Here is an 18217-nt window from a genome sequence, read left to right as displayed (position 1 = left end):
CGGTGCGCGCGCGACCGATCAGCCGCTGCGCGGAAGGGCATCGGCAACCTCGAAGGCCCGGACCGTAGAATCACACCCGGCCGCGGGTCTTCGGTCGCACACAGCGACTCCCGGGGCGACTATCTATGACGCTGAGCCCCTCCGAGTCGCGGGCGAGATCCCGACGCGGCACGCGCGCCCCCTGGAGCGCGGCGGTCGCCGCGTTCGTGACCCTGCTGGCGCTGGTGGGAGCCCCGACGAGCGCGACCGCCTCGGCTGCCGCGGAGCCGGTCTCGGCGACCCAGGGGCGTACCGCAGCCACCCCCGATCCGACGCCGACCCCGTCGGACACCCCCACGCTCTCTGGCGAGGTGGCACTCCTCCTCGCCCCGATCGGCGGCGGCGTCGTGGCCCCCGGTCAGTCGCTCACCGCCTCGGTGACCGTCGACAACGGCACCGAGCTCCCCACCGCCGGGGCCGAGGCGGTCGTCTCGGTAGGACTCGAGGCGCTGCCGAACCGCGCCGCGCTCGACGCATGGCTCGGGGGCACGGAGGGCGCCACCGTGCAGGAGGCCGGAGGGGCACAGGTTGAGCCGGTGGCGTCCGGGGCTCGGCAGACGGTCGCCGTCACGGTCGCCGCCGATGACGCCGTCCTCGCCGGGAAGGCCCCCGGTGTCTACCCGCTCGCCGCCCGTGTTGCGGGCCCTGAGGGCGAGCTCGAGGCCCGCAGCGTCATCGTCGTGCCCGATCCCGCCGCCACCGCCGCCGTGGCCGCCGTGGTGCCGATCACCGCCCCCGCTCTCTCGGGCGGGCTTCTCACGGCCGACGAGCTCTCCACCCTCACCGCACCCGGCGGCGATCTCGACGCGCAGCTGACCGGCGTGGAAGGAACCGCGGCCATCCTCGCGATCGATCCGGCCATTCCCGCCAGCATCCGCGTTCTCGGCGACAGCGCCCCCGAGCAGGCCGCCGAGTGGCTCGATCGCCTGCTGTCACTGCCGAACTCCCGATTCGCGACCCAGTTCGGCGACGCCGATGTGGCCACCCAGCTGCGGGCCGGGCTCACCGTGCCGCTCCAGCCGACGTCGCTGCTGTCGTACATGGACGCCGACGACTTCGCCCCGGGCGACGACGAGACCGTCGAGGACGGCACCGCCGACAGCACCGCCGAGAACGGCCCGTCGGGTGCGCCGAGCGGGCAGGCATCCACCCCGGGAGCAGGCACCGCGACGCCCGGGGCGGACTCGGCCACACCGTCGGCCACCCCGTCGGCGCCCGTCGACCCCTCCGCCCCCGTCTACCCCGACCTCGCCGAGCTGCTCTCGATCGGCAACGCGCGCGAGGCGGTGTACTGGCCCGCCGGCGACGCGGTCGCACCCGATACCGTCGCCGGACTCGCGCCGCTGGGCACCGAGAGCTCGCCGGCCCTCACGCTCGTGCCGTCCGACCGCACCGCCGCCGGCTCGGAGGGCGCGGCCGTGCCGGCGCGAGGAGACGCCGGCGGTGCCGGCGTGCTGGCCTACGACAGCCGGCTCTCCGATGCACTGCAGACCGCCTCCCTCCTCGACGACGCCGTGCTGCGCGGCGCCGAGCTCGCCACGGCGAGCGCCGAGCTCGCGTTCGCCAAGGCCGACGCGCCCGGAGCCGCCCTCATGGTGGCCTTCGACCGGTCGTCGGCCCGCTCCTATGTGGCCCTCGACACCGCGATCGCCGCCGCCCTCGAGGCGCCGGGCGTGACCGCCCTCTCCCTTCCGGGGCTCATCGCCGTGCCACCGACGACGACCGAGATCGTCTCCCTCACCGACGACGAGGCCGCCCTCGAAGCCGAGCGCGCGGTGGCGACATCCGCGCTCATCGACGATGAAGCCCGGATCGGCCGGTTCTCCAGCATCATGGACGACGCCCAGTTGCTCACCGGACCCGAGCGCGCTGAGCTGCTCCAGCTTCTCGGGGTGTCGTGGCTGGCCACGCCCGCCGCTCGCTCACTCGCGGTCACCGAGCACCGCACCGCGACCGAAGAGACCCTGGCGTCGGTGGAGATGCTGCCGCCGAGCACCACGCAGCTCATCAGCGCCGACTCGGCGCTGCGTCCGTGGGTGCGCAACGACCTGCCATGGCCGGTGAACCTCGAGCTGCGCGCCGCCCCCGACGACGTCCGCCTCGACGTGCAGGAGGTGACGGCCTTCACCGTTCCCGCCGGGTCGAACGCCCGCGTCGAGATCCCCGTTCAGGCACGGCTCGGCAACGGCGAGGTGCAGGTCGACCTTCAGCTGCGAAGCCCCACCCTCGAGCCGATCGGTCAGACGCAGTCGGTCGAGGTCGTCGTCAGCGCCGAGTGGGAGTCGATCGGACTGATCGTGCTGGCCTCGTTCGTCGGGCTCTTCCTCGTGATCGGGGTCATCCGCACCGTCCGGCGCCTTCGCCGGCGGAAGACCGCGGACGCCGCGGACGGGGCCGCGTGAGCGGCATCGGGCGCGCGAGCGTCCTCATCGGAGCGGGAACGATCGTCTCCCGCGTGACGGGGCTCCTCCGCACCATCGTGCTCGTCGCCGCGATCGGCTCGGTCGGCAGCCGCGCCGCCGACGCCTTCACGATCGCCAACCAGCTCCCGAACAACATCTACGCGATCATCTCCACCGGCATCCTCACCGCCGTGATCGTCCCGCAGATCGTCCGCGCCAGCACCGACACCGACGGCGGGCAGCGCTTCATCTCCAAGCTGTTCACCCTCGGCACCGTCGTGCTCCTCCTCACCACGGCGATCGCCCTCCTCGTCGCACCGTGGCTGATCGCGCTCTACGCCGACGGCTTCACCGCCGACCAGCTCGCCCTCGCCACGGCCTTCGCCTACTGGTGTCTGCCGCAGATCTTCTTCTACGGCCTGTACGCGCTCGTCGGCGAGACCCTCAACGCCCGCCGCGTGTTCGGGCCGTTCACGTGGGCACCGATCGTCAACAACATCATCTCGATCATCGGGTTCGGCGTCTTCATCGCCGTGTTCGGCTCCGATCTGACGCTCGTGAGCCAGTGGGATGCCACGCGCGTGGCCGTCCTCGGCGGCACCGCCACCCTCGGCATCGTCGTGCAGGCGGTGCTGCTGCTGGCGTTCTGGCGGCGCACCGGAATCCGGGTCCGGCCCGACTTCGTCTGGCGCGGCGTCGGCCTCGGTCAGGTCGGACGCCTTGCGGGCTGGACCTTCCTCATGGTGCTCGCGGGGCAGCTCGCCGGTCTCGTGCAGACCCGCGTGGTCTCCGAGGCGTCGGGTGACGGGGCGTCGCTGACCGTCATGGCCAACGCGTGGCTGATCTTCATGCTCCCGTACTCGATCATCGTCATCTCGATCGGGACGCCGTACTTCACCCAGCTCAGCGAGCATGCGGCCGCAGGCCGCGAGGCCGAGGTGCGCGCCGACGTCGGGCGCAGCATCCGCACCCTCGGCTTCTTCATCGTGGTGGCAACGGCTGCCGTCGCGGTCGCCGCCGTGCCCGCGTCCCGGATCTTTACCAATTCCTCCGGCGACGCCGTCGAGGCGGCCTGGGTGCTGCTGGCCTATCTCGTCGGGCTGGTACCCCTCGCGGTGCTGTTCACCATCCAGCGCACCTTCTATGCCTACAACGACACCCGCACGCCGTTCTTCTTCACCCTGTTCCAGTGCGGGGTCGTGGTCGCGACGGCGTGGGCAGCGGGTGCGGCGCAGCAGGCCGGCATCCTCCCCCTCGAAAGTCTCGCGGCTGCCGTCGCCCTCGGACAGTCGTTCGCGAGCCTCGTGCAGGTGATCATCGCGACGCTGCTGCTGCGGCGACGAGTCGGAGACATCCACGTGCGGGGATGGATGCTGTCGCTCGGCCGTTTCGCTCTCGCCGCCCTTCCCGCGGCGGCCGTCGGCTGGGGCGTGTTCCTGCTCTTCGGCGGGGTCGACGGCTGGACGGTGTCCGACCGCTTCCTCGGTGCTCTCGGCACCGTGGTGATCGGCGTCGTGGTGCTGGGCGTGTACGTCGGGGTGCTCGCGCTTCTGCGCGCGCCGGAGCTGACGCCGGCGCTGGGAATGGTGCGACGGTTCCTGCCCGGCCGGCGCTGAGCCGAGCAGCCGCGCTACCTGTCGTTCACCTCCCGGCTGTGGAATGTCGGGCGTCTACCATGTGTTGAGAACCCCGGAAGCAATCGAAAGGGGCGCGTCGTGCGTCACGTCATCATCATCGGATCGGGCCCCGCCGGCTACACGGCGGCCATCTACGCGGCCCGGGCCAACCTCGAACCCCTCGTCATCGCCAGCTCGGTCGAGGCGGGCGGTGAGCTGATGAACACCACCGAGGTGGAGAATTTCCCCGGGTTCCCCGAGGGCATCCAGGGCCCCGAGCTCATGGCCAAGATGCAGGAGCAGGCCGAGAAGTTCGGCGCTGAGGTCGTCTACGACGACGTCGTGTCGCTCGAGCTCGACGGCGACGTCAAGCGCGTCACCCTGGGAAGCGGAGCCTCGCACGAGGCGGAGTCGATCGTCTTCGCGACCGGATCGGCCCCGCGCAAGATCGGTATCGAGGGCGAGTCGCGCCTGTCGGGCCGGGGTGTGTCGTACTGCGCCACCTGCGACGGCTTCTTCTTCCGTGAGCGCGTCATCGCTGTCGTCGGCGGTGGCGACTCGGCCATGGAAGAGGCCACGTTCCTGACGAAGTTCGCCTCGAAGGTCTACGTCATCCACCGCCGCGACGAGCTGCGCGCCTCGAAGATCATGCAGGAGCGCGCGTTCAAGAGCGACAAGATCGAGTTCGTCTGGAACAGCGAGGTCGTCGACATCCTCGGCGAGGAGGCCGTCACCGGTCTGGTCCTCGAGTCGACGGTCGACGGGTCGCGTCGTGAGCTCGCGCTCGACGGGATCTTCGTCGCCATCGGGTACGACCCGCGCGTGCACCTCGTGCACGGCAAGCTCGACCTCACCGATGCGGGCACCGTGTGGGTCGACGGCCGCTCCTCGCGCACCTCGGTGCCGGGCGTCTTCGCCGCGGGGGACGTCATCGACCCGACCTACCGCCAGGCCGTCACCGCGGCCGGCAGTGGCACGGTCGCGGCACTGGATGTGGAGCACTACCTCGCTGCTCTCGGCGAGGCCGGTGAGCCGGCACCCGACGTCGCGGAGATCGACAACCTGCCCGGCGTCAACGCCGCGTGAGGCGCGACGGCGCACACCCCCGGGAACATCGCAGCGCCTGAGAGCGTTGACCACACAGTTGGACTTGAAACGAAGGAGACAGCTATGACCGCGAAGGCCACCACCTCCGCCACGTTCGAGCAGGATGTCCTGAAGGCCGACGGCCCCGTGCTCGTCGACTTCTGGGCCGAGTGGTGCGGACCGTGTCGCATGGTCTCGCCTGTTCTGGACCAGATCCAGGCCGAGAACCCCGAGAAGATCACGGTTCTGAAGCTCAACGTCGACGAGAACCCCGATCTCGCGATGAAGTACCAGATCACGTCGATCCCGGCGATGAAGGTCTTCAACAAGGGCGAGGTCGAGAAGACGATCATCGGTGCCAAGCCGAAGTTCGCGCTCGAGCAGGACCTGGCGTCCTACCTGTCCTGACGTCTTCGCACGAAAGCCCCGATCCCACCTCGCGGATCGGGGCTTTCGTCGTCTCGCCCGGTCTATGCCGCGAGCGGCATGAAGCAGTGACGAGTGGGTTGTGGGCTCACGAGGCGTCAGCCTGAACCGAAGCATCCCAGCGGCGATAGGGAGTGTCGGTCCCCAGGAGACGCCAGACGGCCCGGGTGAGCGGCGGATAGTCCAAGGCGATCTGCCGGAGAACCCGGTAGTGGCGTGACGCGGTCAGACGAACCCCGCCGTTGGCTTCGATGTGCTCGGCGCGGAGAGTGAAGACGACGAGTTCGTCGACCGTCGGAAGATCCTCCATGAAGTCCCATGGGTCCTCACCCGCACGGAGTCGTTCGGTGACGATCACCGACAGCTCGTCCGAAGCTTCCGCGCGCAAGAGTTCGAGGCTGGCACGGCGGCGTGGTGAGCGGTCGTGAGATGTCACCCAACCAGCGTACGTGCCCTCCCTGACACTCGGCTCATCCCAGTCCGAGGTTGTGGACTCAGCTGTCGCCGTAGCCGTTCTCGCCCAATTCGCCGAGGATCCGGTTCAGATCCTGGATGCTGGCGAAATCAATGCTGATCTGGCCTTTTCGCGCGGTCAGCGAAATCTTCACGCGGGTGTTCAGGCGATCCCCGAGCCGTTCCGCCAGCTCGTCGAGATGGCCGCGGCGTGCGCCGGCCTTCGGGCGGGAGGTGCGGATCAGACCGGCATCCGTCAGCTTCGCGGCCGACTCCGCCGCGCGGACCGACAGGTCCTCGTTCACGATCTTGTCGGCGAGGCGCTGCATCGCGTCATCGTCGGCGAGCGACAGGATGGCACGGGCATGCCCGGCGCTCAGCACTCCCGCGGCCACGCGCTGCTGGACAGGGACGGGCAGCTTGAGCAAACGGATGGTGTTGCTGATCTGGGGACGCGACCGGCCGATACGGGCTGCGAGCTCCTCCTGGGTGATGCCGAAGTCCTCGAGGAGCTGCTGGTATGCGGACGCTTCTTCGAGCGGATTCAGCTGCGAGCGGTGCAGGTTCTCCAGTAGCGCGTCGCGGAGCAGGTGTTCATCGGATGTGTCGCGGACCACCGCGGGAATGGTGGCGAGTCCTGCCTCGCGCGCTGCGCGCGTGCGGCGCTCCCCCATGATGAGTTCGTACGAGCCGTCGCCGAGGTCGCGGACGACGACCGGCTGGAGGACGCCGAACTCGCGAACGCTGTGCACGAGCTCGGCCAGGTCGTCCGCATCGAAGTGCGTGCGCGGCTGCCGGGGGTTCGGCACGATCGCGTGCGGGTCGACCTGTACGAGGCGCGCACCGGGCACGGCGACGAGATCCACGGTTTCGTCGTTCGACGCGGCCGGCGAAGCGCCGCCGCTCGCTGAGGCCGCAGCCGAGTCAGCGTCCGGTGCAGCGTCTCGGGTATCCTCCGGGCGTTCTTCGACAGCGACGGCGCTGCGGGCGAAGAAGACGTCGGCGGGCCGCGACTCGCTGGGTTCACTGGTGGGGATCAGCGCGCCGATGCCGCGTCCGAGTCCTGTGCGCTTCGCCATCAGGCGTCTCCTTCATGCTGGGTGGTGCTTTCGCGGCGGAGGACCTCCACCGCTGCTTCGCGGTACGCGACGGCGCCCGCGGACTGGCCGTCGTAGGCGATGACGGTCTGACCGAAGCTCGGAGCCTCCGACACGCGGACAGAGCGCGGGATCACCGTCTGCAGCACCTCCTTCGGGAAGTGTTGCCGTACTTCCTCGGCGACCTGCTGGGCGAGCCGGGTGCGCCCGTCGTACATCGTCAGCATGATGGTCGAAAGGTGAAGTCGCGGATTCAGGTGCTTCTGGATCATCCTCACCGTGCCGAGCAGCTGGCTCAGACCTTCGAGCGCGTAGTACTCGCACTGGATGGGGATCAAGAGCTCGTGGCCGGCCGCGAAGGCGTTGATCGTCAGCAATCCGAGTGAGGGAGGGCAGTCGATCAGGACGAAGTCGAGGTGTTCGGTCGTCGTGGCGAGGAAGTCATCGACGGCTGTGCGGAGCCTATGCTCCCGGGCGACTTGGGATACCAGCTCGATCTCGGCACCGGCCAGGTGGATCGTACTCGGTGCGCAGAGCAGGTTGTCGGACTCGGGGCTGGTCTGGATGATGTCCGCGAGGGGGAAGTCGTCAATGAGGACGTCGTAGATGCTCGGCGTGTCGGCGTCGTGCGGGACACCAAGCGCCGTGGAGGCGTTTCCCTGTGGGTCGAGGTCGATGACAAGGACGCGTGCGCCGAGAGACGCGAGCGCGGCGGCGAGGTTGACCGTCGTCGTCGTCTTCCCGACGCCACCCTTTTGGTTCGCGACCGTGAAGACACGGGTCTTCCCTGAGAAGTGGACGTCGATATTCTCGAGTCGTCGGCGTCGGGCTGTGAGGTCCGCGAGCTCTCGTGCGAGGGGTGTGTCGTCAAGAGTGACGGATGCTGCGGGCGTCCGGTTCTCGGCGTGTTCCACGTGAAACGCTCCGCTCGCTTCGTTCATCACTCGTTCCACTCTAATCGCCCCACCGGACATCCCCTGACACCCCACCGCGTCACAGCGACACCCGGCCCGCGTCAGAAGCGACCTCAACTCTGTTTCACGTGAAACATCGGCCTGCGCTGGCGGCGGAGTTGAGCGGCGCAGTCGCCGTATCGAGCCCAGATCTCGAGTGATCGTGACTCAACGCCGTACCGGTGCTCGGGCAGGCGCCGCGTCCGCCGTACCGAGACCATCGCACACCTGCGCTTGCCTCCCTCAGGCGTCGCATTTCCATGGTCGAGTATGCGTCGAGACGGCGTATCGACATCGGTCTCCTCAAGCGCAACCCGATAGGACGCCGTCACGCGTAATCGCGGAGGAGGGAGAAGCGTCTCGTGGGGCCAGCACCGGGCGATTCCCGCCACCTATTCAGATGCGCACCCTGTTTCACGTGAAACATTCGGCCGCGTTCGTTAGTCGAGTCGACGGTATAAGCCGTGTTCCCAACTCGAGCGGTCATTTCCGGTAGCCGGCATCCAACTCTACGGCGGGGATCGACTTTCGCCGGTGATGAAGGAGCGGCACAACGTCGCGTTTCCGTGGCCGCGGCTCTGACGCGCGATAAATAACGGTCACTGCGCCCGATGTTTCACGTGAAACGCGGCGCGTCCGCGCAGAGTGGCCTCGACCCCACCCAGCCGACATCGAGCGACGCCGCTCGAGAGACGGCCCCACGTTGGCGACGGCGTCGCACCCTGACGGCCGGAGCTTAGATCCGTGCTCGATCTGTCGAACGGTTGACCCTTTCGACGTTTCACGTGAAACTGGACTGCTCGCGACGACTGAAGGCTCGCGGCATGACTGGCCTTCATCGAGCTGTCTGCTGGCCGCGCGCGTCACCGAGATGCACGTCGAGGTGAACTCGACCTCCGCGTGTGCCCGTTGCTGTCCGCGCGGCTTCCACGGTCAGTGAATCGAGAGGTCTTCCTCCAGAGTCGTCGCACGAATCAAACTCCCACTTAGGGCTCAAACGCTCGCGCCTCAAATCGGCAGGCCTCCCTCGGGCGTTTCACGTGAAACACCGTGCGGCCGGCGCTTCGGATATCAGTTTCACGTGAAACGCCTCTTTGTGGAGCAGGACGATCCGAGGACGTCGCAGATGGCCGGCCCGCGCCGATCCCTTCCGATCTGTCGGACGCAAATCGGCGATATCGGGCGAAGAGGCATCACCGCGCTCGAGCGGACGTGCGGTTCGGTCGTCTCAACTGCGCCTGTTATCCATACGTGAGCACAAGGCGTTCCGCCGAAACCTATGCATTCACGTGCGTCCCGCGTCTGAAAGCATCGGCGACCTTCGCGAGGTCCTCCGTGTACAGGAGACGGATGAGCGGTCGTGTCTGCGTGAACAGCGAAGTGAAACTCCACGGTTCTGGGTTGTTGACCGCTCGCTGTGCTCGAGGATCTCCACCTGCGTCACACGACGATCGTTGTTACACGCCGTGTAGAGATTTCGCGTTGAGGCGCGGGTGTGGGTGATCGCGGCTTCAACGCGTATGGGCAGGGAGAATCGTGGTCCGGGGCCACCTCACGCGCGGGACCTCGATGAGGGCCCGGGACGCTACTCGATCACCCGGACGCGAACGGCTCCATATTCAGAAGACCGACACTGGATCATCAACCACCGCGACGGGAGAGTGAACTCGATACGCGAGCGCCGCGATCCTTGATCACCGGAAGCTGTCCGCAGCGTACCCGCGACCACGACGAGAACAACGAGTCACCGCCCTAAACGGTGCGGCCTCGATACCCGCCTTCGGCGCCACTCGATCGCAGGGGCCGGCGAAGCTAGCGGCGGGCGATGCGACCGCGGAGTGCGCGGGTGGGTTCGGCGACCACGCCCTCGCCCAGGAGCTCGACGCGCGTGTCGACCACGTTGAACGTGCGCAGCTGCTTCGCTGCCGCGTCGATCTCCGCCTGCGCGTTCTGCCCTTTGAGGAAGATCAGCTCGCCACCGTTGCGTACGAGAGGCGCAGTCAACGGCAGCAGAGTTCGGAGGGCACTGACTGCGCGAGCCGTTACCGCATCGAGAACCGCGCCCTCGGACCACTCTTCGGCGCGGGCTCGCACGATCTCGACGTTCGAAAGCCCGAGCGCATCGACCTGCTCCGACAGCCATGCAACACGGCGCTCCATCGGTTCGATGAGCACCCACTGCACATCGGGGCGCGCGATTGCCAACACGATTCCCGGGAGTCCTGCACCGGAACCGACATCGCCCACTCGCCCGACAGGGAACAGCGGTGCGGCGATCACACTGTTCAAAACATGACGTGTCCAGAGGCGGGGGAGTTCCAGCGGACCGATCAGACCGCGCTCCTCACCCTGCTCCGCCAGAGCACGCGTGAAGCGCCGCGCCTGATCAACGGCGCTCGCGTTACCGAACAGCGTCGCAGCAACCGCCGGCTCGGCCTCTACCGCTGCCGTGGTTTCACGTGAAACGCGGCCGTCAGCCACGTCGGATGACGGTGTGACGGTCTGCACCCTCGCCGTACGACTCCGACACGAGCCCACGCTCAGCGACGATGTCGTGGATGAGCTTGCGCTCGTAGCTCGACATCGCCGGCAGAGAGGCCTGCGTCGCTCCCTCGTCCAGACGCGCGGCCGCCCGGTCCACGAGCTTCTCCAGCTCGCGCTGACGTGCATCGCGCGAACCACCGATGTCGAGAATGACGCGCGACAGCCGCCCGGTACGATTCTGCACCGCGATGCGCGTCAACTCCTGGAGCGCCTGCACGGTGTCGGGGTCCGACAGGAGGGAAAGCGATTGCCCCGTGTCACCCTCGACCGACACGTACGGACGACCTCCACGGACGTCCAAAGTCAGGTCGCCGTCGACGTCCGCGATGTCGAGGAGCCCCTCGATGAAGTCGGCGGCGATATCGCCCTCCTCCTCCAGCTGCTCGACGGACGGCTCTTCGCGGTGTGGGCGTGCGTCAACAGGCGCGACGTCAGACATGGGTTTCCTTCGAGGGGGAGGGTTGGGATCAGCTCGCCGCAGGATCGGGCTTCTGCCCCGCCTGCGAATTCGGACGCTGCTGCTTCTTGGCTCGCTGCTTGCTCATCGGCTGCTGACGCTTAGGCTGCGTCGCCTTCGCCCGCTCGGCCTCTTCGAGCAGTCGCTGCTGCTCGGCCTGGAACTTCTCGATCGGGACGACCTTGCCCGACGAATCGATGGCCTTGCCCTTTCGCGCGAGTCGCTCCTCACGTGCCTTCGCGGCATCCGAACCAGGCGTCGGCATCTCACGGATGACGAGGAACTGCTGACCCATCGTCCACAGGTTCGACACGAACCAGTAGATGACGACACCGAGCGGGAAGAAGACACCCGAGAACACGAAGGCGAACGGCAGGACGTAGAGCATGACCTTCTGCATCTGATACGCCTGGCCGGTCTTGGCCTCGGGGGACAGGTTCTTCGAGATGATCTGCAACTGGGTGAAGAACTGCGAAACGATCATCAGCACCACGAGGGTGAGCAGGATGATGATCGCAACGGTGTTCTGACTGTTGAACGCGTCGATCAAGGTCTCGTGGAGCGACGCGACGCCGAAGAGTTTGGCGTCGTAGAACTGCTGCGTCAGCTCATTGTTGAGCAGGCCGACACCAGCAAAATCCGGTCGGTCGGCGATGAAACGCACGTCGTTGAGCACACTGAACAGCGCGAAGAAGATCGGCATCTGCACCAGCAGCGGCAGACAGCTCGAGACCGGCGTCGTACCGTGCTTCTTGTACAGCGCCATCGTCTCACGGCTCATCGCCTCGCGAGAGAGCTGATCACGCTTGCCCCGGTACTTCTCCTGAACCTTCCGCAGTTCAGGAGCGATCTCCATCATCTTGCGCTGGCTCTTGATCTGCCGCACGAACAGCGGAATCAGCGCCGCCCGCACCACGATGACGAGACCGACGATCGAAAGCACCCACGTGATGCCGTCTGCGGGCGGGAGGCCCACCGCGGTGAAGAGCGTGTGCCACGCGACGAGCACGAGCTCGACCACCCATTTCAGTGGCCAGAGGATGATGCCGATGAGATCCATGTGACGGATCAGTCCTTTCCAGGGGTGGCAGGCACGACGAAGCCGTGAGGGGTGATGCCGTGACGGAAGTCGGGGCGGAGAGGAACGTCATCGACGCCGCCCTTCGCCCAGGGGTGGCAGCGCGCAAGTCGCGCCGCCGTCATGGCCGTCCCGACAATCGCGCCGTGCTGCTGCACCGCACCGACCGCATAGGCCGAACAAGACGGGTAGTACTTGCACACATCACCGTACGTGTGGGAGATCGTCGCACGGTAGGCATGGAGAAGACCGAGAAGCGCGTTGCGAGGAAGGAGCGGCACCGAGGAGAGAAGAGCGGATGCGTCGAAGTGCGCCTCGCCACGGGCATAGGCCGGCAGAACGCTCATGACGCGATCTTCCGCGACAGGCACCGGGTGACTTCGTCGCGAAGGTCGGCGAACGTCGCGTTCGCCGCACTGGGAAGGGCGCGGATGACGATGTCCCGTCCCTCGTCGACATCGGGCAACGCCTCTGCACACACCGCTTTCAGCCGTCGCCGAACAGTGTTGCGTACGACCGCGCCGCCGACCTGCCGGCTGACGATGAAACCGAACCTGGGTGCGGTGGAGTCCGCGGCGCGCATCGAATACGTCACGGTATGAGCGCCTGCACAGCGGCGCCCCCGCCGGACGACAGCTTTATAGTCCGATCCGCGGGTGAGCCGATGCGACCGCGCGAGCACCGGTCAGATCAGGCGGAGAGCTCGGTGCGCCCCTTGGAGCGGCGAGCCGAGAGGATGGCGCGGCCGGCGCGGGTGCGCATGCGGGCGCGGAAGCCGTGCTTCTTGGCCCGGCGACGGTTGTTGGGCTGGTAGGTGCGCTTGCTCATAGAGATCAACTCCGGATCAGGTGTCACCGGGACGGGGTTCTACCCTTGGAGGACCGGGGACGACGTTACGGGGACTGCCACGAGGGCATAAGTCAACCGACTAAGGCTACGTCGAGATGCCTGAGAACTCAAACCGACGCGCTCTGCGGGCTTCTCGTCGCATTACCAGTGTGACCTACTTCGGCAGTGGCACGACACGCCGCCGCGCCATACAGTGGAGTTTGCTCCCGCGACCTGCGCTGACTAGCGTGGCTCCGGCAGTTATCCACAGGCCCGGCGTGTCGACTCCGCACGGCCTGGGACCGCGAATCTCACCCGGGGGGCACATGGCCGAGCAGGACGCACCAGATGTACCGTTCTGGCCTGCCGTCATGGAGATTCTGGCGACGGACGAACGTGTCACCCCGCAGCTCCACGGCTTCCTGAACCTCGCCGTCCCTCAGGGTGTCATCGGCGGAACGCTCTACCTCGACGTCCCCAACGACCTCACCGCTGCACAGGTGAACAAGCGCATGCGCGCACCACTCCTCGAGGCACTCTCCCGCGTGGATGTCGACGGCAGTCCGGCAGCCAGTGCTTTCCGGGTCGTGGTCAATCCCGACCTGGTGGCTACGCCGATGTCCGCCCCGGTCGCGCAGGCAGCAGCGGTGGAATCCAACGGCTCGGCGCCGACGGTCACCGCCACGCTCACCCCGATCCGGTCGCCGCGTGAAGAACCCGTGGAACCTGCATCCGTGTCGCGCACCGACACGCGACTGAATCCGAAGTACACCTTCGACAACTTCGTCATCGGACAGTCCAACCGGTTCGCCCATGCCGCGGCGGTCGCCGTCGCCGAGGCTCCGGCCAAGGCCTATAACCCGCTGTTCATCTACGGCGACTCCGGGCTCGGGAAGACTCACCTGCTGCACGCCATCGGCGACTACGCGATCAGCCTCTACGCCGGCATCAAGGTCCGATACGTCTCGAGCGAAGAGTTCACGAACGACTTCATCAACTCGATCGCCAACAACCGCGGATCGGCCTTCCAGGCCAGGTATCGCGATGTCGACATCCTCCTCATCGACGACATCCAATTCCTCCAGGGCCGTGCCGAGACGCAGGAGGCCTTCTTCCACACGTTCAACACACTGCATGACCACGACAAGCAGGTCGTGATCACCAGCGATGTGCCGCCCAAGCACCTCACCGGCTTCGAAGACCGCATGCGCAGCCGGTTCGAGTGGGGTCTCATCACCGACGTGCAGGCCCCCGACCTCGAGACACGCATCGCCATCCTCCGCAAGAAGGCGCAGTCGGAGCGGTTGCACATCCCCGACGAGGTGCTCGAATACATCGCCACCGTCGTCTCCAGCAACATCCGCGAACTCGAGGGCGCCCTGATCCGCGTGTCGGCGTTCGCCAGTCTCAACCGCTCGAGTCTGGACATGTCCCTCGCCCAGACGGTGCTGCGAGACATCGTCGATCAGGATGACGCGAACATCATCTCGCCGACCGACATCATCACGGCGACCGCTCAGTACTTCAAACTGACCGTCGACGACCTCTACGGCTCAAGCAGATCCCAGGCCGTGGCGACCGCGAGACAGATCGCGATGTACCTCTGTCGGGAACGCACCAACCTGTCGCTGCCGAAAATCGGACAGCTCTTCGGAAACCGTGATCACACGACGGTGATGTACGCCTACAAGAAGATCAGCGACCTGATGAAGGAACGCCGCTCGATCTACAACCAGGTGACCGAGATCACCACGCAGCTGGGTCGCGGCGGACGCTGACCGAACCGATTTCCCATGCCGCATGCGACGCGGCGTCGTGCAACGGCGTATGCCGTAATCCGTGCTTGACACGACCCCCTGGACGACGCCATTATCCGGTTCCTCACAGTGTGGAAAACTTGTGGATAACTCCGTAGCCCTGCGGAATCACTGTGCACGCTTTGCACCTACCTGTGGAGAACTGGGGATAACCCGGCGTCAGCGCTCGGACTGTTCACCCCCTCGTCCGCAGCCGCTCCACAACTCACATACGTGTAGTTCCCCTGTGCTGAGTGGCATCGAGCCGGTTCTCCACAGTTTCCACAGCTGTTAACAAGAAGACAGAGAAAGATCTAGAGAAAGCTCATCCGATCACCTCCACAGGCTCGGTCCGTGGGGAGAACACGTCCGGATGCGGCTTGATGCGGGCACTAGCATGGGCGAGGCCGACTACTAGCATGAGAAGGCCCAGCCCGACGTCGAGGGAGCACCCGTGAAGTTCCACGTCAATCGCGATGTGTTCAGCGAAGCCGTGTCATTCGTGGTGAAGCTCCTTCCGCAGCGCAATCCGCAGCCGATCCTGGCCGGTGTGCTCATCGAGGCGGGTGAGTCCGGACTGTCTCTGTCGGCGTTCGACTACGAAGCGTCGGCTCGTACGACGATCGACGCCACGGTCGATGAGCCCGGAACGATCCTCGTCCACGGACGCCTGCTCTCCGAGATCGCCAGCCGCCTGCCCAACGCCCCGATCCAGATCGCGGTGGAGGATGACGGCGGGATCCTCCTTACGTGCGGGTCGGCGCGCTTCACGCTGTCGTCGATGCCGGTGCAGGAGTACCCGGCGATCCCCGAGGTCACGGGCGAATCGGGCCTCGTGCCCGCGGAGGACTTCGCCACCGCCATCGCGCAGGTGGCTTTCGCGGCATCCCGTGATGACGTCACCCCCGTCCTCACGGGCGTCCAGCTCGAGGTCACCGGTACCCGGCTCAGCCTCGTCGCAACAGACCGGTACCGCGTGGCGCTGCGTGAGATCCCGTGGGATGGCGGCTCTGCGGCATCCGATGAGGCCACCACCGCTCTGGTTCCCGCGCGCACCCTGACCGAGGTGGGCAAGACCTTCGCCCACGGCGGCGACATCTCGATCGCCTTCTCGGGCGCGGGTGACCGCGAGATCATCGCCTTCACTGCCGGCAACAAGACGGTGACCTCCCTGCTGATCAAGGGGAACTTCCCGCCCGTGCGACGTCTGTTCCCCGAGCAGACCGAGCACCACGCGGTGGTCAACACCGCCGAGCTGGCCGAGGCCGTGCGTCGCGTCTCCCTCGTGCTCGACCGTTCCGCACCGCTGCGGTTCACCTTCACGTCGGAGGGGGTCGCCATGGACGCGTCGGGCACCGAGCAGGCCCGCGCGACCGAGTCGGTGGACGCCACGCTCGTCGGCGACGATGTGACGCTGGGTCTGAACCCGCAGTACCTCCTCGAATCCCTGGGCGCAGTGCGCAGCGAGTTCACCCGCATCACGTTCACCTCGAGCGAGAACGCCAACAAGCTGAGCCCGGTGCTGATCACCCCGCAGACCTCGGTCGACAAGGGTGGCGCGGAGTCGTTCAAGTACCTGCTGCAGCCGAACCTGCTGCTGCGCTGACTCGATCCGGGTCCCGGGGACGACGTCGGAGCGTCGAACTAGGCTGTCACGGTGATCGTGGAGCACCTGAGCCTCGTCGACTTCCGCAACTACGCGGCCGTCGACCTGACCCTGGTCCCCGGTCCCAACGTCTTCGTCGGCAAGAACGGGCAGGGGAAGACGAATCTCGTCGAGGCGATCGCCTTCTTCGCCACCCTGGGGTCGCATCGAGTCTCAAGTGATGCGCCGATGGTGCGCGACGGAGCCGAATACGCGATCGTGCGTGCACGTCTCGCCCACGGCGAGCGTCGCGTGCAGCTCGAGGCCCAGGTCAATCGACAGGGATCCAACAAGGCACGTGTCAATGGTGCCCCGGTGCGCACCGCCGAATTGCCGCGCTACGCGCAAGTGGTGCTGTTCGCCCCCGAGGATCTTCAGATCGTTCGCGGCGATCCGTCGGCGCGACGCCGTTTCGCCGATCAGCTGCTCGTTCAGCAAACCCCGCGCATGGCCGGAGTCCTGGCCGACTACGATCGCGTGCTCAAGCAGCGCACCGCACTGCTGAAGTCGGCGCGCGCCCGAGGGCTCAAAGCCGACGCGCTTTCGACCCTCGATGTGTGGGACGACAAGCTCGTCGCACTCGGAACCGAGATCATCCGTGCGCGGATCGCGCTCGCCGCCGATCTCACCCCGCCTGTCGCCGCGGCGTACCGTGCGATCGCGGGTGAGGATCATCGTCCCGAGCTCGAATGGGCCCTGTCGTTCTCGCGCGATTCCGACTCCGACGACGACGCCGCCGCGGACGAGCCGAGGAGGGATGCCGCGTCTGCGACCGTTCCCCCGACGGCCGACGTCGTCGCACAGTTCCGCGCCGCGCTGGCAGCGCGGCGTCCCGCCGAGCTCGACCGCGGCGTCACCCTCGTCGGTCCCCATCGAGACGACCTCGTCCTGCGCGTGCGCGGACTGCCCGTCAAGGGCTACGCATCGCACGGCGAGTCGTGGTCGGTCGCCCTGTCGCTGCGTCTCGCGTCGGCCGAGCTGCTGCGGGCCGACTCGCAGCTCGGCGATCCGATCGTCATCCTCGACGACGTCTTCGCCGAACTCGACAGCGGGCGTCGGGGACGCCTGGCGGAGCTGACGGCGGGGTTCGAGCAGGTGATCGTCACGGCAGCGGTCGGCGCCGACGTGCCCGGCGCGCTGCGCGCGCACACACTCCGAGTCGAGGCGGGCGAGATCTTCGGTCCCGAGGACTCCGGGTCCCCGGCGTCGGCGGCCATCGTCGTCGACTCGGTCGACCCGGTCGACGGGGGCGGCGTGAATGACTGAGCCCGACGCCGAATCGGTTCCCGAGACGATCGCCACCTATCTGCGACTGCGCGGTCTCGACCCCTCGCCCCGCGCACTGCGTCGTCGCCGTCGCACACGAGACGTCGACGAGGCGCATCAGCCCTTCGCGCCGGGGCGCGACCCCAAAGGTGTGGCCGATGTGCTGGCCGACCTCACCCGGCAAGCCGGGTGGGAGCCCCAGCTGGCCCGGGAAGACGTGGTGCGCACATGGAACGAGGTGGCAGGCGACAACACCGCGCACCACACCCGTCCGGTCGCCTTCGATCGCGGCATCCTCACCGTCCAGGCCGACTCGACGGCCTGGGCCAAGCAACTGCAGCTGATGCGCGCGCACATCCTGTCGGAGATCGTTCGCCGCTATCCCGAGGCGGGTGTGGAGTCCATCCGTTTCATCGGACCGGACGTCCCCTCCTGGAAATGGGGTCCGAGAGCCATTCCAGGGCGCGGTCCGCGCGATACCTACGGTTGAGCCACGTCCGATCCTGTCCGGGCGCATTTCATGCCGCCACA

17 protein-coding genes are annotated in these 18217 nt (G+C 67.1%); 8 read left to right on the top strand and 9 right to left on the bottom strand.

Annotated elements, in window-relative coordinates; genetic code table 11:
- Positions 1 to 125 precede the first annotated feature (125 nt).
- From FBY40_RS02700 to trxA, 4 genes are all read left to right on the top strand, one after another.
- Positions 126 to 2441, top strand: a complete 2316-nt coding sequence (locus tag FBY40_RS02700; RefSeq protein ID WP_141936205.1) for a DUF6049 family protein — start codon at positions 126 to 128, stop codon at positions 2439 to 2441.
- Positions 2438 to 4057 carry a murein biosynthesis integral membrane protein MurJ gene (gene murJ, locus FBY40_RS02695; RefSeq protein WP_141936203.1) on the top strand — a complete coding sequence of 540 codons (1620 nt, stop codon included), beginning with the start codon at positions 2438 to 2440 and terminating at the stop codon, positions 4055 to 4057. The genes FBY40_RS02700 and murJ overlap by 4 nt, the downstream gene beginning before the upstream one ends.
- 99 nt (positions 4058 to 4156) lie before the next feature.
- Positions 4157 to 5143 carry a thioredoxin-disulfide reductase gene (trxB, locus tag FBY40_RS02690; protein ID WP_141936200.1) on the top strand — a complete coding sequence of 329 codons (987 nt, stop codon included), beginning with the start codon at positions 4157 to 4159 and terminating at the stop codon, positions 5141 to 5143.
- Positions 5144 to 5227: 84 nt separating this feature from the next.
- Positions 5228 to 5551, top strand: a complete 324-nt coding sequence (gene trxA, locus FBY40_RS02685) for a thioredoxin (protein ID WP_124291993.1) — start codon at positions 5228 to 5230, stop codon at positions 5549 to 5551.
- 106 nt (positions 5552 to 5657) lie between these two features.
- Here the strand turns inward: trxA and FBY40_RS02680 are convergent, their stop codons facing one another.
- From FBY40_RS02680 to rpmH, 9 genes are all read right to left on the bottom strand, one after another.
- Entirely contained in the window at positions 5658 to 6005 is a 348-nt protein-coding gene (locus tag FBY40_RS02680) for a tryptophan synthase subunit alpha (RefSeq protein ID WP_141936199.1), read from the bottom strand.
- Positions 6006 to 6063: 58 nt separating this feature from the next.
- The gene (locus FBY40_RS02675; protein ID WP_141936197.1) at positions 6064 to 7101 is read right to left on the bottom strand and encodes a ParB/RepB/Spo0J family partition protein; all 1038 of its coding nucleotides are present in this window, start codon (positions 7099 to 7101) and stop codon (positions 6064 to 6066) included.
- Positions 7101 to 8060, bottom strand: a complete 960-nt coding sequence (locus tag FBY40_RS02670; protein WP_141936195.1) for a ParA family protein — start codon at positions 8058 to 8060, stop codon at positions 7101 to 7103. Before FBY40_RS02670 ends, FBY40_RS02675 begins: the two co-directional genes overlap by 1 nt.
- A gap of 1824 nt (positions 8061 to 9884) precedes the next feature.
- Positions 9885 to 10553, bottom strand: a complete 669-nt coding sequence (gene rsmG / locus FBY40_RS02665) for a 16S rRNA (guanine(527)-N(7))-methyltransferase RsmG (RefSeq protein WP_235014473.1) — start codon at positions 10551 to 10553, stop codon at positions 9885 to 9887.
- A complete protein-coding gene (locus FBY40_RS17515) occupies positions 10546 to 11055 on the bottom strand; it encodes a Jag family protein (protein ID WP_235014471.1) in 510 nt (169 codons plus the stop codon). Before FBY40_RS17515 ends, rsmG begins: the two co-directional genes overlap by 8 nt.
- 28 nt (positions 11056 to 11083) lie before the next feature.
- Entirely contained in the window at positions 11084 to 12133 is a 1050-nt protein-coding gene (yidC, locus tag FBY40_RS02660; protein WP_141936193.1) for a membrane protein insertase YidC, read from the bottom strand.
- Between the two features lie 8 nt (positions 12134 to 12141).
- Positions 12142 to 12498 (bottom strand): membrane protein insertion efficiency factor YidD, encoded by a 357-nt coding sequence (gene yidD, locus FBY40_RS02655; protein ID WP_141936192.1) that lies wholly within the window; start codon positions 12496 to 12498, stop codon positions 12142 to 12144.
- Positions 12495 to 12833 (bottom strand): ribonuclease P protein component, encoded by a 339-nt coding sequence (gene rnpA, locus FBY40_RS02650; protein WP_141936191.1) that lies wholly within the window; start codon positions 12831 to 12833, stop codon positions 12495 to 12497. The genes yidD and rnpA overlap by 4 nt, the downstream gene beginning before the upstream one ends.
- A gap of 8 nt (positions 12834 to 12841) precedes the next feature.
- Entirely contained in the window at positions 12842 to 12979 is a 138-nt protein-coding gene (gene rpmH / locus FBY40_RS02645) for a 50S ribosomal protein L34 (RefSeq protein ID WP_124292004.1), read from the bottom strand.
- A gap of 326 nt (positions 12980 to 13305) precedes the next feature.
- Here rpmH and dnaA point away from each other — a divergent pair, with 326 nt between their 5' ends.
- The 4 genes from dnaA to FBY40_RS02625 all read left to right on the top strand — a co-directional run bounded on the left by dnaA (position 13306) and on the right by FBY40_RS02625 (position 18176).
- Positions 13306 to 14757 carry a chromosomal replication initiator protein DnaA gene (gene dnaA, locus FBY40_RS02640; protein ID WP_141936190.1) on the top strand — a complete coding sequence of 484 codons (1452 nt, stop codon included), beginning with the start codon at positions 13306 to 13308 and terminating at the stop codon, positions 14755 to 14757.
- Between the two features lie 472 nt (positions 14758 to 15229).
- A complete protein-coding gene (gene dnaN / locus FBY40_RS02635) occupies positions 15230 to 16381 on the top strand; it encodes a DNA polymerase III subunit beta (RefSeq protein ID WP_141936189.1) in 1152 nt (383 codons plus the stop codon).
- Between the two features lie 51 nt (positions 16382 to 16432).
- Positions 16433 to 17686 (top strand): DNA replication/repair protein RecF, encoded by a 1254-nt coding sequence (gene recF, locus FBY40_RS02630; protein WP_141936188.1) that lies wholly within the window; start codon positions 16433 to 16435, stop codon positions 17684 to 17686.
- Complete coding sequence (locus FBY40_RS02625; RefSeq protein WP_141936187.1) at positions 17679 to 18176, top strand: DUF721 domain-containing protein; 498 nt, start codon at positions 17679 to 17681, stop codon at positions 18174 to 18176. Before recF ends, FBY40_RS02625 begins: the two co-directional genes overlap by 8 nt.
- Positions 18177 to 18217 lie beyond the last annotated feature (41 nt).

It is taken from the genome of Microbacterium sp. SLBN-154 (assembly GCF_006715565.1).
Classification (GTDB): Bacteria; Actinomycetota; Actinomycetes; order Actinomycetales; family Microbacteriaceae; genus Microbacterium.
Note: the sequence above shows the minus strand (reverse complement) of the source record. Positions and strands in the feature narration are given on the sequence as shown.

What these genes read in the sequence shown, in the direction of transcription:
- FBY40_RS02700 (WP_141936205.1), top strand. Translation starts at nt 126, where the DNA reads ATGACGCTGAGCCCCTCCGAGTCGCGGGCGAGATCCCGACGCGGCACG.
- trxA (WP_124291993.1), top strand. Translation starts at nt 5,228, where the DNA reads ATGACCGCGAAGGCCACCACCTCCGCCACGTTCGAGCAGGATGTCCTG.
- FBY40_RS02675 (WP_141936197.1), bottom strand. Translation starts at nt 7,101, where the DNA reads ATGGCGAAGCGCACAGGACTCGGACGCGGCATCGGCGCGCTGATCCCC.
- FBY40_RS02670 (WP_141936195.1), bottom strand. Translation starts at nt 8,060, where the DNA reads ATGAACGAAGCGAGCGGAGCGTTTCACGTGGAACACGCCGAGAACCGG.
- FBY40_RS17515 (WP_235014471.1), bottom strand. Translation starts at nt 11,055, where the DNA reads ATGTCTGACGTCGCGCCTGTTGACGCACGCCCACACCGCGAAGAGCCG.
- yidC (WP_141936193.1), bottom strand. Translation starts at nt 12,133, where the DNA reads ATGGATCTCATCGGCATCATCCTCTGGCCACTGAAATGGGTGGTCGAG.
- yidD (WP_141936192.1), bottom strand. Translation starts at nt 12,498, where the DNA reads ATGAGCGTTCTGCCGGCCTATGCCCGTGGCGAGGCGCACTTCGACGCA.
- rpmH (WP_124292004.1), bottom strand. Translation starts at nt 12,979, where the DNA reads ATGAGCAAGCGCACCTACCAGCCCAACAACCGTCGCCGGGCCAAGAAG.
- dnaA (WP_141936190.1), top strand. Translation starts at nt 13,306, where the DNA reads ATGGCCGAGCAGGACGCACCAGATGTACCGTTCTGGCCTGCCGTCATG.
- FBY40_RS02625 (WP_141936187.1), top strand. Translation starts at nt 17,679, where the DNA reads ATGACTGAGCCCGACGCCGAATCGGTTCCCGAGACGATCGCCACCTAT.